Here is a 14,744-nt window from a genome sequence, read left to right as displayed (position 1 = left end):
CCTCCCCTGATGAAGCCCTGCCGATGCAGGGCTTTTTCGTGGGCGTTGCAGAAGTGGGGCCGGCCGGCAGCGTCAGGGATCGACCGCATTGCTGCTGGCGTTGCGGCGCCTCCGCGCCTATTGCCACACGGGCAGGCGCACCGCCTTGAGCTGCTGACGCAAGCGGCGATAGTCAGGCAGGATGGATTCGACCAGCTGCCAGAAGCGCACGCTGTGGTTCATCTCCCTGAGGTGGCAGAGTTCGTGCACGACCACGTAGTCCACCAGTTCCGGCGCGAAATGCAGCAGGCCCCAGTGCAGGCGGATGACGCCGCGCGCCGAGGCACTGCCCCAGCGCGTGCGGGCGCTGCTCAGCTGCAAGGACTGGCAACGCACGCCAAGAATGGGTGCGAAGCAGGCGATGCGCTGCGTGAAGTGCTCCAGCGCCTGTTCCCGGAACCAGCGCTGCACACTGCGGCTGACCAATTCCGGATCAGTGCCGACAGGCAGAGGCACGGCCAGCACAGGCGGCTCGCCGGGCAGCAGGCGGGCAGCGGGACTGCGGCGCGGGCGCGCGGAATCGGGCGCGGTCAGATGCAGCGGAATGTGGCCCCCCAGATACGGCAACAGCATGCCATCCTGCCACTGCAGCACGGTCTGCTGGCGGTCCGGATGCGAGGGATGGTGGGCGCGCAGCTTGCCGACGATCCAGGCCCCCTTGCGCTGCAGGATGGCCTCCACCTGGGGCAGAGCCAGCCAGCCGGGGGCTGTCACCACCAGCCCCTGATCGGTGATGCGCATGCCGACACTGCGGCGACGGGCGCGCTGCAACAGGTAGTGCACCATTTCGCCCTGCAGCAGCAGGTGGCCGTTGGGCTCGGGATGCTGCAGCAGCGGTTGCCGCGGCGTCGCCTCGGGCGAAGCGTGCAACAGGGCTGAGGAAAACAGGGGCATGCTGCCTGTCCCGGGCTGAAAGGCTCAGGCCGCCAGGGCGCCCTGCCCGGGCGGTACCTGCAGACCGGGCTCGTCGGGCTGGGGCTTCTGCGCGATCAGGTAGTGCGCAAAGGCCAGCAGGTCCGGATGCTTGATGGTGTGTGGCGGGAAGGAATCATCGAGCGGACGGTCCAGCCACTGCTCGCTTTCGCCAGTGCAGACCAGATGCGGAATGCAGCCAGCCGCGGCCGCAGCCTGCACGTCGCGCAAGGCATCTCCAACGCCGTGGATCTCGGACAGCTCCACGCCGTAGCGCTCGCCGATTTCCTCGAACAGCCCCGGAGCCGGCTTGCGGCAGTGGCAGGCCTCGTCCGGGGTGTGCGGACAGAAGAACACGGCATCGATGCGCCCCCCCACGGCCGCCAGCTGCTTGTGCATGACGGCGTGGATGGCGTGCAGCGTGGCAGCATCCATCACCCCGCGCCCGATGGCCGGCTGGTTGCTGGCCACCACCACATGCCAGCCGCTGCGGTTGAGCAGCGAAATGGCCTCCAGCGCACCCGGTACCGGCACCCACTCCTCCGGCTCCTTGATGTAGCCCTCGCGGTAGACATTCAAGGTGCCGTCACGGTCGATGATGACCAGCTTGAGGTTGTTCTTGTTTCGGCGAACCATGGCGTGCCTCCGGTAGCGAGGGGAACGGCGTCAGACGGCCAGACGCGCCAGATCCGCAACGCGGTTCATGGCGTTGTGCAGCAGCTTGAGCAGGCCCTGGCGGTTCATGCGCAATGCTGCATCTTCGGCATTGACCATCACGTCGTCGAAGAAGGCATCCACCGGTGCGCGCAGCGCGGCCAGTGTCTGCAGCGACTCGGTGTAGCGGCCGGCGTCGAAGTGGGCATCGGCCTCGGGCACGATCCTGTTGACGGCAGCGAACAGGTCCTTCTCGGCCTGCTCCTGCAGCAGCATCTCGCTCACGTGCGCATCGACCACCTGGCCGGCATCACCTGCCTTCTTCAGGATGTTGCCGATGCGCTTGTTGGCAGCGGCCAGCGCCTGTGCTTCGGGCAGAGCAGCGAAGGCGCGAACGGCTTCGAGGCGACGCGGGATCTCGCCCCAGGGCGGACGCACGGCAACCACGGCATCGGCTTCCTGGGCGCTGAAGCCCAGGTCGCGCAGGTAGCCGGTGATGCGCTCGTAGATGAAGGCCTGCAGTTGCTGATTGCTGGTGGCCGCCTCGGGCAGCAGCGTGCCGAAAGTACCGGCGGCAGCGGCCAGCAGCTCGTCCAGATTGAGCGGCAGCTGCTTTTCGATCAGGATGCGGATCACGCCGAGCGCATGGCGGCGCAGCGCGAAAGGATCCTTGTCGCCGGTGGGCAGGTTGCCGATGCCGAACATGCCGACCAGGGTTTCCAGCTTGTCGGCCAGCGCCAGCACGGTGCCGGTATGGTTGCGCGGCAGCGCGTCGCCGGCAAAGCGCGGCTTGTAGTGGTCCTCGATGGCGATGGCAACGCCGTCGCGCAGGCCTTCGTGGCGGGCGTAGTAGTTGCCCATGGTGCCCTGCAGTTCGGGGAACTCGCCCACCATATCGGTCAGCAGGTCGGTCTTGGCCAGCTGGGCAGCCTGCTGCACCTTGCTGTCGAGCACGTCGTATTCGTCCTTGGCTTCGACCGTGTAGGGGTGCGTGGCCAGGCGCAGCTGGTTGACGATGGCGTGGGCAATGCCGCGCACGCGCTCGCTGCGCTCGCCCTGGGTGCCCAGCTTGTTGTGATACACCACCTTGGCCAGACCGGGGATGCGGTCTTCCAGCTTCTTCTTGCGGTCCTGGTCGAAGAAGAACTTGGCATCAGCCAGACGCGGGCGCACCACGCGCTCGTTGCCGCCGATCACGGCGCTGGCATCATCCGGATGGATGTTGCTGACGACCAGGAACTGGTGCGTGAGCTTGCCTTCTGCATCCAGCAGCGGGAAGTACTTCTGGTTGGCCTTCATGGTCAGGATCAGGCATTCCTGAGGCACGTCGAGGAATTCCTGCTCGAAGGCGCAGGTGAGCACGTGCGGGCGCTCGACCAGAGCGGTGACTTCGTCCAGCAGGGCTTCGTCGCTGATGGGGGCGCAGCCACCGCCGATGCTGGCTGCTGCGGCGCCCAGCTGGCTCACGATCTCGGCCTTGCGCTCGTCGAAGCTGGCGATGACGGCGCCCTGCTCGCGCAGCGTGGCGGCGTAGCTGTCGGCATCAGGGATCACCACCGGATCCACCCGGGCTTCGAAACGGTGGCCGCGCGTGCTGTTGCCCGCACGCAGGCCCAGCGCCTTGACCGGCACCACCGTGCTGCCGTGCAAGGCCACCAAGCCATGCGCCGGACGCACGAACTGCACACTGCTCCAGCCAGGAAGTTCGCAGTCGGTTTCCAGCTGGTAGGTCATGACCTTGGGAATCGGCAACTTGGTGATGGCTTCTTCCAGCGCCTTCTGCAGGCCGGTATCGAGGACGGCACCATCGACGATGCTGTCGTAGAACAGGGCTTCGGCCTTGCCGTCCTGCTGGCGCTTGAGCTGGGGCACCACGCTGGCATCGGCACCGATGGCCTGCAGCTTCTTCAGCAGTGCCGGAGTGGCCTTGCCTTCCGCATCCAGGCCGACACTGACCGGCATCAGCTTGAGCTGCACCGGCTTGTCGGCTGCCTTGGCAGCGACGCGGGTGATATGGGCAGCCAGACGGCGCGGGCTGGCGTAGGGCGTGACGATGCTGTCGCCATTGGCCAGGCCCTGGGCGCGCAGCGAAGCGACCAGAGTATCGGCAAAGGCCTGACCCAGCTTTTTCAGAGCCTTGGGCGGCAGCTCTTCAACAAACAGTTCGACGAGAAGGTTGGGGGTAGTCATGGGGTTCTTTCTCAGGCGGCCTTCTTGTCCAGGGTCTTTTCGATTTGCGCCACCCATTCGCGCGGAGCCATCGGGAAGCCGAGGCGTTCACGGCTCTCGTAATAGGCCTGTGCCACGGCGCGGGCCAGGTTGCGGATGCGGCCGATGTAGGCAGCGCGCTCGGTAACGCTGATGGCACCGCGGGCATCCAGCAGGTTGAAGGTGTGGGCGGCCTTGAGCACCTGCTCGTAGGCTGGCAGTGCCAGTTGCTGCTCCATCAGGTACTTGGCCTGCTTCTCGTGCGCGGCAAAGGCGGTGAACAGGAAGTCGGCATCGCTGTGCTCGAAGTTGTAGGTGGACTGTTCCACCTCGTTCTGGTGGTAGACGTCGCCATAGCTGAGCGTGTCGGTCCACTTGAGGTTGTAGACGTTGTCCACGCCCTGCAGGTACATGGCCAGGCGCTCCAGACCGTAGGTGATCTCGCCCGTTGCCGGCTTGCAGTCGATGCCGCCAACCTGCTGGAAGTAGGTGAACTGGGTCACTTCCATGCCGTTCAGCCAGACTTCCCAGCCCAGGCCCCAGGCGCCCAGTGTCGGGTTTTCCCAGTCGTCCTCGACGAAGCGGATGTCGTTCTTCTTCAGGTCGAAGCCGAGTGCTTCGAGACTACCCAGATAGAGCTCGAGGATGTTGGACGGGGCCGGCTTGAGCACCACCTGGTACTGGTAGTAGTGCTGCAGGCGGTTGGGGTTGTTGCCGTAGCGGCCGTCCTTGGGGCGGCGGCTGGGCTGCACGTAGGCGGCTTTCCAGGGCTCGGGGCCGATGGCGCGCAGGAAAGTGGCGGTGTGGCTGGTGCCGGCGCCCACTTCCATGTCATAGGGTTGCAGCAGCGCGCAGCCCTGGGCGTCCCAGTATTGCTGCAGCTTGAGGATGATTTGTTGGAATGTCAGCATGGAGTTCTCTTGGGCCCGGGAACGGGCTGATCTCTTGATTTTAAGGGGCGAATGCAGGGTGCGGTCGGGATTGCGCTGCGTGGGCGCTCAGTCAGCGCCGGCGCAGCCCGAGCAGCAGCACTGCGGCCACGATCAGCCCCAGCAGCCACAGGGGCGCCAGCCCCATGCGCGCCGCCCACCAGGCAAACGGTGTGACACCATCGCGGCCTTCCACCTCGCCAAACAGCACGGCGCGCTGCAGGCGCGGCAACTCCTGCTGCACGCGGCCGGCATGGTCGATGATGGCGGTGGCGCCGGTATTGGTCGCGCGCAGCATGGGGCGGCCCAGTTCGATGGCGCGCATGCGGCTGATGTGGCGGTGCTGGTCGATGGCGACGGTGTCGCCGAACCAGGCGATGTTGCTAACGTTGACCAGCACGGTCGGGGCCACGCCGGGCTCGCCAAAGCTGGCCGCCAGTTCCTCGCCAAACAAGTCCTCGTAGCAGATATTCGGCTGGATGCGCTGGTTCTGCCAGAGCAGACGCGGCTGGCTGAGCGCCCCGCGCTGGAAGTTGCCCAGCGGCATCTGCATCATGTCGACGAACCACTGGAAACCGAAGGGAATGAACTCGCCGAAAGGCACCAGATGGTGCTTGGCGTAGCTGTATTCAGGCAATGCGGCCGGCGGCAAGGCCAGTTCGGCCTGGCGCGTGCCGCCAATGGTGCGCACGCCTCCGGGTGCCATGCCGACCACTGCATTGGCGTAGCCGGTATCGGCATTGCCGGCCGGCATGCCCAGCAAGGCCGCCTGATCGCCCATGGCGAAACGGTGCTGCAGGGCCTGCCAGTAATCCGGGGGCAGCTGCTGCGGCAGCATCGGGATGGCGGTTTCGGGAATCACGACCAGATCGGAGCTGGAGGCGCCAAGCTGCGCGCCGTACCACTCCAGTGCCACCAGCACCCCGCCGTTGGGCTGGAACTTCTCGTTCTGCGGGATATTGCCCTGCAGCAGCTCCACGCGCAGGGGGCGATCGCCAGCGCTGCGGGTCAGCCCCGGATTGACGGCCTGCTGCAGCACCAGCCCCAGGCCGAGGGTGCCCAAGGCCAGCACCATGGTGCCGCGCGGCGTGGCCGGGCTGGGCAGGTGGGCACCATGCCCCAGCGGCAGTTTCCAAAGCATCTGGCCCAGGCCGGCCGCAAACCAGGCCGCCACAAATCCGATGCCGTACACGCCCAGCCAGGGCGCAAAGCCGGACAGCGACCCGTCCACATGAGCGTACCCCGCAGCCCCCCAGGGAAACCCGGTAAAAAGCACGCCCCGGCACAGCTCGGCGAGCAGCCACAGGGCGGCAAACAGCAGTCCGCCCCAGGGACGGAAGGGATGCGCCTTGCGCCATGCCAGCCAGAGGCCCGCCGCCAGTGCGTAATACAGCGACAGCCCCGCCGCCAGCAGCACCACGGCGCCTCCGGCCAGCCAAGGCAGCATGCCGCCATAGGTGTGCATGGAAACGTACAGCCACCAGAACGTGGTGCAGAGCCAAGCCAGCGCAAACAGCCAGCCGCGCAGAAAGCCGGCGCGGAACGCGCGCTTGCGCGAATCGCCTCCGGCCACGGGCTGGCCGATCAGCCAGACGCCGGCCGCGAGTGCCAGCAACTGCAGCCACCACAAAGCCTGTCCGCCCCAGGGCCAAGCCACGCTGCCGGCATGCAATGCACCGGCAAGCACCAAGGCAGCGGCAAGAAGCCACCGCGGCAGGACGGCGGGTGTCGCAATGGAAGTTCCCCTGGCGGCGCGCTCTGCGCCCCCCCGGATTTCAGGCTGCATCGGTTGCCACGGCCGGGGTGACCTTGAACCAGCGCACCGCACCGTGCTGCGTATGCATCACGATGAAGTTGAGCCCGGCCAGGGTGATGTATTCACCGCGCTTGGGCACATGGCCCATCTCGTGCGCAATGACGCCGCCGATGGTGTCGAAATGGTCGGCGTCCTCGGGGTCGGAGGTTTTCACCTCGACCTCGAAGTGTTCGTTGATGCGCTCGATCGGCGTATCGCCGCTGACGCGGTAGCTGCCGTCGGCCAGTTTGAAGATGCTGCCCTCTTCTTCCGGCTCGTCGAATTCGTCATCGATCTCGCCGACGATCTCTTCCAGGATGTCCTCGATGGTGAGCAGGCCGGCCAGGCGGCCGAATTCGTCGATCACCATGGCGAGGTGGCTGCGCTTGGCGCGGAATTCGCGCAGCAGGTCGTTCAGTCCCTTGCTTTCGGGAATAAACAGCGGGGTGCGCAGCAGCACGCGCAGGTTGAGCTCGGGCGCGCGCTGCAGCTTGAGCAGGTCCTTGGACATCAGCACGCCGATGATGTTGTCGCGCTCGCCTTCGTAGACGGGAAAACGGGAGTGCGCCGTGGTGATGACGGTGCGCAGCAACTCCTGGTAGCTCCAGTTGATGTCGAGCAGGTCCATGCGCTTGGCGGGAACCATCACGTCGCCCGCCGTGAGATTGGCAATGCGGATCACGCCCTCGAGCATGATGCGGCTCTCGGCGCTGATCACCTGGTTGTGCTCGGCCTGGGACAGCGTGTTGTACAGCTCCTCGTGCGAATCCGGGCCCGGGTGCAGGAATTCGGCGATTTTCTGCAGCAGGCCGCGTTTGTCTTCATGCCCTATGCCGGGCGCAGGCGATGGATCACTCACTGAGCTGTGCACCTGTGGTGCGAAAGTTGCAATACGTTCAAGCATACACAAAAAAAGGCCATCCCTGATGTCGGGATGGCCTGTGTGTTGCTGCGAATGCCGGCTGACGTTCGGAGTGCCTCTGTGGGCGACTATCGGCCGTGCGGGTACGCCGCCTGCAGGCGCCGGAAGCCGTCAGCGGCCGCTTTGCTGGCGGCTGGCGTCCACGCCGTGGCGCAGATCGTGCAGGAAGTCCAGGAAGGCCCAGAACTGGCGCACCTGCTGCTTGATGCGGTAATCGGTACGGGCCACGCTGTCGTCCAGCAGCTCCTCGATGCGGGTCGCCACGGTGGCTTCGGGCAACACCAGGTGGGCCTCGGACTCGGAGCCGCTGCGCTCGACGGTGGCACCGGCGTTGCGGGCGATCTTCAGCATGGCCTTGTTTTCGGACAGGGCATGAATGAACAGCAGATGGGCGCCACGGTTGCGGCAGTGCAGGATGGCACGGTCGAACAGTTGCTGACCCAGGCCACGGCCGCGCTCACTCTTGTTCACCGAGCCGCCAAATTCGGCGCACTCGCGGTGCTGCGGGTCTTCGGAATAGGCCAGGTGCGCCAGCGCCACCAGTTCGAGGTTGTTGTCGTACACGCCATACAGCTCGTCGCGGTTGAAGTCGAGGCTGTCGACATAGCGGGTGATCTGCTTGTCGTTGGCCATGTAGCCAAAGCGCAGGTAACGGTCACGTTCGTCGAGCGCCAGCAGGTGGCGCAGAATGCGTTCGCGATGGCGCTCGGGCACTTCGCGGATGGGGGCGTCAAGATGCAGCCGTGCCTTGTGGGCCGGCTTCTCTCCGGATTTTTCGGTGGTGAGTTCTTCGGTCATCAGCATGATCAATGCCTCTCTTCATGGTGGTGGCACCGCCTGTTGGCAGATACCAACAAGGTGCCTGCGCCCAGGGGCGCGACATGAAACATCGGGCGGAGTATACGGGTTTTCCCTGAAGCAATCCAGTGTTTTGCTGCAGCGCAACATTTCTGTCGGAGAAATGCAAAAAAACGTGTCACAGTGCGCACTTGCGACGGCTTGCGCAGCCCCAGCCAGCCTTCCTCCAGTCCGATTGATTACGGCTAACTTACATTTATAACAACAAGATGACAGCCGTGAAAGAGGCACTGCAGATGCCCTTACCTGAATACGGGAAAACCCTTGATCTCGCCCGACCTGCCTTGCACCTTGGTGGTAATCACCGACGCGTGCCCGCGGTTCGCAGGTCGCCAACAAAAATGCCCGGAGCCTTGCGGCATCCGGGCAGTCTGAGTGCGGGCGACGCACTGGCTGGCGTCGCCTCACCGGAACTCAGTTCCGTTCCGCGTACTGCTTCATCTTGATGGCGGCCGCCAGCAGCGCCACGCCACCGAGGGCCTTGATCAGGCCGGAGTGCTGGGAATAGAACTCGCTCAGCTGCTGGCTCAGTTCGGGGCGCTGGGCCTGGGCCTCGTTCACCACCGAAGTCACCTCGTCTGCAGACAGCTGGGCCACATCGGCTGCTTCCACCTGGTCGGAACCCGGCTTGAGCACCTTCTGCAGCACACCGCCGGCCAGCGCCGTGGCAGCTGCCGGACCCAGAGCCTGGATGATCTGGTTGATCAGGCCAGCCTGCTGCTGGTTGCTGGACTGGCCGAACATCTGGCCCACCAGATTGCCGATGGAGGGAGTGTCCTTGGAGTCGAATGCCTCGCGCAGGCCTTGGGACAGCACATCGGCCGGAGCCTGCTGCAGCTCTTCCACTTGCTGTTGTTGCGGCTGGCTGTTCTGGCTGGCGGCGTTGACAATCTGGGTCAGGGTATCGAGAAGGCCCATGGAGTGCTCCTTGTTGAATAGAGGGAAGCCTGGATCGGATGGATCCGTGCTGTCCCATTATTTGCGCCGCTTGATGGCAATTACAAGGCAGGCAGGCCGCCCCTTATCAATGGTTACAACTGCGCCCCTCCTTGCGGCAGATTGATCACGCGCAACCGCATGCAAGCCCATGGCGCGCCGCGCGGAGCCCTTGCTGCAATCCCTGCGACAATAGCGGCCATGAATACTTCCGCCTTTGCCCCGCTGACCAACGACACCTTTCTGCGCGCCTGCCGCGGCCTTGCGACCGACTACACGCCGCTGTGGCTGATGCGCCAGGCCGGACGGTATCTGCCCGAGTACCGCGATACGCGCGCCAAGGCAGGCAGCTTCATGGGGCTGGCCACCAATGTGGACTACGCCACCGAAGTGACGCTGCAGCCGCTGGAGCGCTTTCCGCTGGATGCCGCCATCCTGTTCAGCGACATCCTGACCGTGCCCGATGCCATGGGACTGGGCCTGAGCTTCCAGATCGGCGAAGGCCCCAAGTTCGAGCGCAATGTGCGTGACGAAGCCGCCGTGGATGCACTCGCCGTGCCGGACATGGACAAGCTGCGCTATGTCTTCGATGCCGTCACCAGCATCCGCAAGGCGCTGAACGGCCGCGTGCCGCTGATCGGTTTCAGTGGCAGCCCCTGGACGCTGGCCTGCTACATGGTGGAAGGCGGCGGCAGTGACGACTACCGCGCCGTGAAGACGCTGATGTACAGCCGCCCCGACCTGATGCACCGCATCCTGGCCATCAACGCCGACAGCGTGGCGACCTACCTGAATGCGCAGATCGATGCCGGCGCGCAGGCGGTAATGGTGTTTGACAGCTGGGGCGGCGTGCTGGCGGATGGCGCCTTCCAGGCCTTCAGCCTGGCTTATACGCAGCGTGTGCTGGGCCAGCTCAAGCGCACCGGCCCGGATGGTCAGGACGTGCCGCGCATCGTGTTCACCAAGGGCGGCGGCCTGTGGCTGCAGCAGATGCAGGCGCTGGACTGCGATGTGCTCGGCGTGGACTGGACGGTGAACCTGGGTGCCGCACGCGCAGCGCTGTGGAAAGACGGCAACGGCAAGGGCCTGCAGGGCAACCTGGACCCCAACGTGCTGTTTGCCCCGCCCGAAACGGTGCAGGTGGAAGCCCGCAAGGTGCTGGACAGCTTCGGCACGCCGCACCAGGGCGAAGGCCGTGGCCCGACGCACATCTTCAACCTGGGCCACGGCATCAGCCAGTTCACCCCGCCCGAGCATGTGGCCGCGCTGGTCGAGGCTGTGCACAGCCACTCGCGCGCCATGCGCAATACAGGCGCCTGATTCCGCCTCCCCTTGCTGCATGACAGCCCCGTCCGGACTCGCCGGGCGGGGCTGTCCTGTCTTGCAGGTGCCCCCTGTTCGATCTGACGCGCCTTATACCGGTTTTTACCCCCTCCTCCGCTGACTTGTGCACATTTTTTTGCGGGCGGGGCCGGCCATTTCCCGCCTATTCCCGAGCACCCTGCATGGTCTTGAAATCACATCGCATCTTGTTGATTTTATTTAATAATTTCCAGGTTGCGGATTTTTCTGAAAGTGACGCAAGCGCTTGATTTATCAACGATAAGTCCGCTTGCCCACGGCCTATGCACAAAGTTATCCACACATTGCTGCACAACCCTGCCAATCCCTGCAGGGACAAGCGCTTAGCGCCGGATGGTGGCGGGAAGCTTCAGCTATCGTCCGGATCTTGACCTTGACAAGCCCGCGTTTGTCTTGGCCGGAAAACCCCCAAAAGCTGGGGGAAGCGTGCACACCCGGCATGACTTGTGCACACTTCGCGGGCAGAACCTCATGTTCCATGCGCAATTGTCAGGCACGCCTTTGGAGTCCGGAAATCAACGTCTAACCCGTTGATTTTATTTACGTTCATAAAAATGCCCTATTTATGGGCAAGCTACTGGAAGCCTTGTCCATCAAGGCTTTGGCGCATCCGTCCAGAAGCCATCCACAAAGTTATCCACAGTTCGTGTGGGCAGCGGCAACCCCTCCCGAAAGCCTTGTTTCATGCGGCTTCCGACACCCCCTGCCCGGAATGCCGCATGGACTCTGGCCTGCAGCCGAGACCCCGCTGTAAGCCTTGTCCCACAAGGCTTTGCGCCGATGCTGTTCAAATCCACAGGGTTTGCTGCCTCTTGTGTGCAGTGCGACATGAATTTGACATCGAGTTGTCCCCAGTCAGGCCGCTGCAAGCCTGTCTCCGGCGCCGTGCGCATGGTTTCCTTCCACACATATCGTAAGTTGTTGATTTACATGAAAAGATGGCGCATGCCCGTTTTTGCGGCAGACTGTACAAAGCCTTGACTGACGCGGACTTAGCCTGTCCGTCCCAAAGTCACCCACAAAGTTGTCCACAGACGCTGTGGGCAGAGTGCGACACAGTGGCTACAGCCCTGAAGGCCGCACGCGAAACGCACAGCTGATGCGGGCTCCGACGCTGTCGCGCGTCTTGGGGATGCCGTGTTTATGGGTGAACTGGGAGGCATGGCTCATGGACAGCACGCTGCCGGGCTCCAACAGCACCCGCACAGGCCGATGGCCCCCATTCTTGGCCCGCAGCACCATTTCGCGCGCATGGCCGAAGGACACCAGCGCGATGGGCTGGCCGGGCGCCAGCCGGTGCAGGCGGTCGTTGTGCATGGCCACACTGTCCTGCCCGTCGCGATAGAGGTTGAAGCCCACATGGCTGAACGCAGACGGCGCCACCTCCTGCACCAGTTGGTAGGCCACACGCACGGCAGGAATGGCACAGGCCTCTGCCAGCGGCAGGCTTGCCTGCAGCCTCGGCACGTCGAGCATGCGTTCGTACATCTGGCGCCGCTCCTGCTGCCAGGGAAGCGCCTGCAGCAACTGCGCGAAGCAGCGCTGCTGCTCCGCCTCCGGCATGCGCGGTGGCCAATAGCGCACACCGCCTTCGGCATCGGAGATCAGCCTCAGGGGCTGCGGATCGAACAGACTGCCTTGCGTCGACTGCGCCGGGCGGGCAGGGAACAGGGGAGCGGCGAGGGTCTGCATGATGTTATGGGGAGACTGCAGTGGCTTTCTGGCGAGGAATCCACGTTGGAGGGTCGAAATACTGTTTTTATATACAGTATATTTCGATTTTTTTCAGGCAAACAAGTGCCGGATTTCGGCCGTGCCCCTTTTTCGCGCAGTGTCTTGCAGGCCAGTGCTGGCGCGGCTTCCAGCCCTTATCCCTGTGACCACCCACAAAGTTGTCCACAAGATATGTGGGTAGTTCCGTGCAGCGTCGGGCAGCTGACCTGCAGGCCGAGCGGTTACAGTGCTGGCTATGGATTCCACCCCCTCTGCAGACAGCGAATCCGGCGCTCCAGGCCAGGAATCGCAGGTGCTGTCGGTGCTTGTGGCGCTGCCGGCGCACAGCCCGCTGTCTGCCACCCCCCTGCACTACACGCACACCGGGCGCCTGCCGCCTGGCACGCTGGTGCGCGTGCCGCTGGGTGCGCGTGCCGTTCTGGGCGTGGTGTGGGACGATGTACCCCTGCCGCAGCAGGAGGGGCTGCAACTGCGCCCCCTGCTGGAAGCCTTCACCGCCCTGCCCCCGCTGGATGCAAGCTGGCGCCGGCTGGTGACCTTCACCGCGCACTACTATCAGCGCAGCATGGGCGAAGTGGCCTTGTCGGCCCTGCCGCCACAGCTGCGGGATCTGGACGGCACCCAGCTGGCACGCCGGCTGCGCAAGCTGGCGGCAGACAAGGGTCTGGAGGCGCGCACCGCATCCGCCCCGCTGCCCTTGACACCCCAGCAGCAGCAGGCGCTGGACACGCTGCTGGCACCGGCGGATGGAGGCACGGCGCCCCGCCCCTGCCTGCTGTTCGGCAGCACGGGCAGTGGCAAGACCGAAGTCTATCTGCAGGCCGTGGCGCGCACGCTGGAGCAGGAGCCTGGCGCGCAGGTGCTGGTGATGGTGCCGGAGATCAACCTGACGCCCCAGCTGGAGCAGCGCTTTGCCGACCGCTTCCCCGACCAGCGCATCGCCTCCATGCACAGTGGCCTGACTCCGGCGCAGCGCCTGCAGGGCTGGCTGGCGGCGCATACCGGACAGGCGCGCATCGTGCTGGGCACACGCATGGCCGTGCTGGCGTCGCTGCCGGGCCTGCGCCTGATCGTGGTGGACGAAGAGCACGACCCCAGCTACAAGCAGCAGGAAGGCGCCCGCTATTCTGCAAGGGATCTGGCCATCTACCGCGCGCACCATGCGCAAGCCCGCATCCTGCTGGGCTCGGCCACCCCTTCGCTGGAGAGCTGGCACCAGAGCCGGCCAGCCGGGGATGGCGATGCCGGCGGCCGCTATCTGCGTCTGGCCATGCCGGCCCGCATCGGCGCTGCGCCACTGCCGCGCGTACGACTGGTCGACATGAACCACCAGCACCGCCGTTGCGTGTTCAGCCCCCAGTTGCTGGAGGCCATGGCCGAGCGGGCCGCGCGCGGCGAACAGAGCATGGTGCTGCTGAACCGGCGCGGCTACGCTCCCGTGCTGCATTGCGCCGATTGCGGCTGGAAAAGCGAATGCCCGCACTGCAGCGCCTACCGCGTGTTCCACAAGATCGACCGTACCCTGCGCTGCCACCACTGCGGCTTTACCGAACGCGTGCCACGCGCGTGCCCGTCCTGCGGCAATCTGGATGTGCAGACGCTGGGCCAGGGCACCGAGCAACTGGAAGAAGCCCTGGCTCATGAATTGCGCGCCCTCACGCGCCCGGATGGCCAGCCGCTGGTGATTGCGCGCGTCGATGCCGATACCACACGCCACGCCGGCAGCCTGGAGCAGCAGCTGGCGCGCGTGCACAGCGGCGATGTGGATGTGCTGGTGGGCACACAGATGATTGCCAAGGGCCATGATTTCCGCCGCATCACGCTGGTGGCGGCGCTCAACCCGGATACTGCCCTGTTCAGCAGTGATTTCCGTGCGCCGGAGCGGCTGTTCAGCCTGTTGCTGCAGGCCGGCGGCCGGGCCGGGCGCGATGCCGCCATCGGCAGCACCAGCGAGCTGTGGGTGCAGACGCGCTTTCCCACGCATGCGCTGTTTGCCGCCCTGCAGCGCCACGACTATCCGGCGTTTGCCGCCCAGCAGCTGGAAGAGCGCGCTGCTGCCGGCATGCCGCCCTTCAGCTACCAGGCACTGGTGCGTGCGGAAAGCCGCGAGCAGCAGGCGGCGCAGGATTTTCTCAATGCTGCCAGCAGCGCGGCTGCCGATGTGCCGGAAGCCGCGGAAGTGTTCTGCTACCCCGCCATTCCCATGACGCCGCAGCGCGTGGCCAACCGCGAGCGCGCGCAGATGCTGCTCGAAAGCGGCAACCGCGCCGCCCTGCAGCGTTTTCTGCCGCAACTGGCGCAGCAGCTGCACGCGCAGCGCAACCGCACCATCCTGCGCTGGGCCATTGACGTGGATCCGCTGGGCATTTGAGCGTGTGCTGTAACATGGCTGCCA

Annotated in this window: 11 protein-coding genes; 2 read left to right on the top strand and 9 right to left on the bottom strand. The window is 65.0% G+C overall.

Annotation, left to right across the window (positions count from 1 at the left end; all coding sequences use genetic code 11):
- Positions 1-117: 117 nt before the first annotated feature.
- From BMW28_RS02050 to BMW28_RS02015, 8 genes are all read right to left on the bottom strand, one after another.
- Positions 118-933: a M48 family metallopeptidase gene (locus BMW28_RS02050; RefSeq protein WP_091813218.1), complete on the bottom strand. Its 816-nt coding sequence runs from the start codon at positions 931-933 to the stop codon at positions 118-120.
- A 24-nt stretch (positions 934-957) separates the two neighbouring features.
- Positions 958-1,587: a D-glycero-beta-D-manno-heptose 1,7-bisphosphate 7-phosphatase gene (gene gmhB, locus BMW28_RS02045; RefSeq protein WP_091813215.1), complete on the bottom strand. Its 630-nt coding sequence runs from the start codon at positions 1,585-1,587 to the stop codon at positions 958-960.
- A gap of 30 nt (positions 1,588-1,617) precedes the next feature.
- Positions 1,618-3,795 (bottom strand): glycine--tRNA ligase subunit beta, encoded by a 2,178-nt coding sequence (gene glyS / locus BMW28_RS02040; RefSeq protein ID WP_091813213.1) that lies wholly within the window; start codon positions 3,793-3,795, stop codon positions 1,618-1,620.
- 11 nt (positions 3,796-3,806) lie between these two features.
- Positions 3,807-4,724, bottom strand: coding sequence for a glycine--tRNA ligase subunit alpha (gene glyQ / locus BMW28_RS02035; protein ID WP_091813210.1), 918 nt, complete (start codon positions 4,722-4,724; stop codon positions 3,807-3,809).
- 91 nt (positions 4,725-4,815) lie between these two features.
- Complete coding sequence (gene lnt, locus BMW28_RS02030) at positions 4,816-6,528, bottom strand: apolipoprotein N-acyltransferase (protein ID WP_091813209.1); 1,713 nt, start codon at positions 6,526-6,528, stop codon at positions 4,816-4,818.
- Positions 6,518-7,396, bottom strand: coding sequence for an HlyC/CorC family transporter (locus BMW28_RS02025; protein WP_091813207.1), 879 nt, complete (start codon positions 7,394-7,396; stop codon positions 6,518-6,520). Before BMW28_RS02025 ends, lnt begins: the two co-directional genes overlap by 11 nt.
- A 174-nt stretch (positions 7,397-7,570) precedes the next feature.
- Complete coding sequence (locus BMW28_RS02020) at positions 7,571-8,263, bottom strand: GNAT family N-acetyltransferase (protein WP_234969937.1); 693 nt, start codon at positions 8,261-8,263, stop codon at positions 7,571-7,573.
- A 468-nt stretch (positions 8,264-8,731) separates the two neighbouring features.
- Complete coding sequence (locus BMW28_RS02015) at positions 8,732-9,235, bottom strand: hypothetical protein (protein ID WP_091813205.1); 504 nt, start codon at positions 9,233-9,235, stop codon at positions 8,732-8,734.
- Between the two features lie 219 nt (positions 9,236-9,454).
- Here BMW28_RS02015 and hemE point away from each other — a divergent pair, with 219 nt between their 5' ends.
- The gene (gene hemE / locus BMW28_RS02010; protein WP_091813204.1) at positions 9,455-10,573 is read left to right on the top strand and encodes a uroporphyrinogen decarboxylase; all 1,119 of its coding nucleotides are present in this window, start codon (positions 9,455-9,457) and stop codon (positions 10,571-10,573) included.
- Between the two features lie 1,104 nt (positions 10,574-11,677).
- Here the strand turns inward: hemE and BMW28_RS02005 are convergent.
- Positions 11,678-12,307, bottom strand: coding sequence for an alpha-ketoglutarate-dependent dioxygenase AlkB (locus BMW28_RS02005; protein ID WP_091813202.1), 630 nt, complete (start codon positions 12,305-12,307; stop codon positions 11,678-11,680).
- Positions 12,308-12,584: 277 nt separating this feature from the next.
- Between BMW28_RS02005 and priA the strand changes: the two genes are divergently transcribed.
- Positions 12,585-14,720 (top strand): replication restart helicase PriA, encoded by a 2,136-nt coding sequence (gene priA / locus BMW28_RS02000; protein WP_091813200.1) that lies wholly within the window; start codon positions 12,585-12,587, stop codon positions 14,718-14,720.
- The last annotated feature ends 24 nt before the right edge of the window (positions 14,721-14,744 follow it).

The organism is Allobrachymonas denitrificans DSM 15123, assembly GCF_900110225.1.
Classification (GTDB): domain Bacteria; phylum Pseudomonadota; class Gammaproteobacteria; order Burkholderiales; family Burkholderiaceae_C; genus Brachymonas; species Brachymonas denitrificans.
Note: the sequence above shows the minus strand (reverse complement) of the source record. Positions and strands in the feature narration are given on the sequence as shown.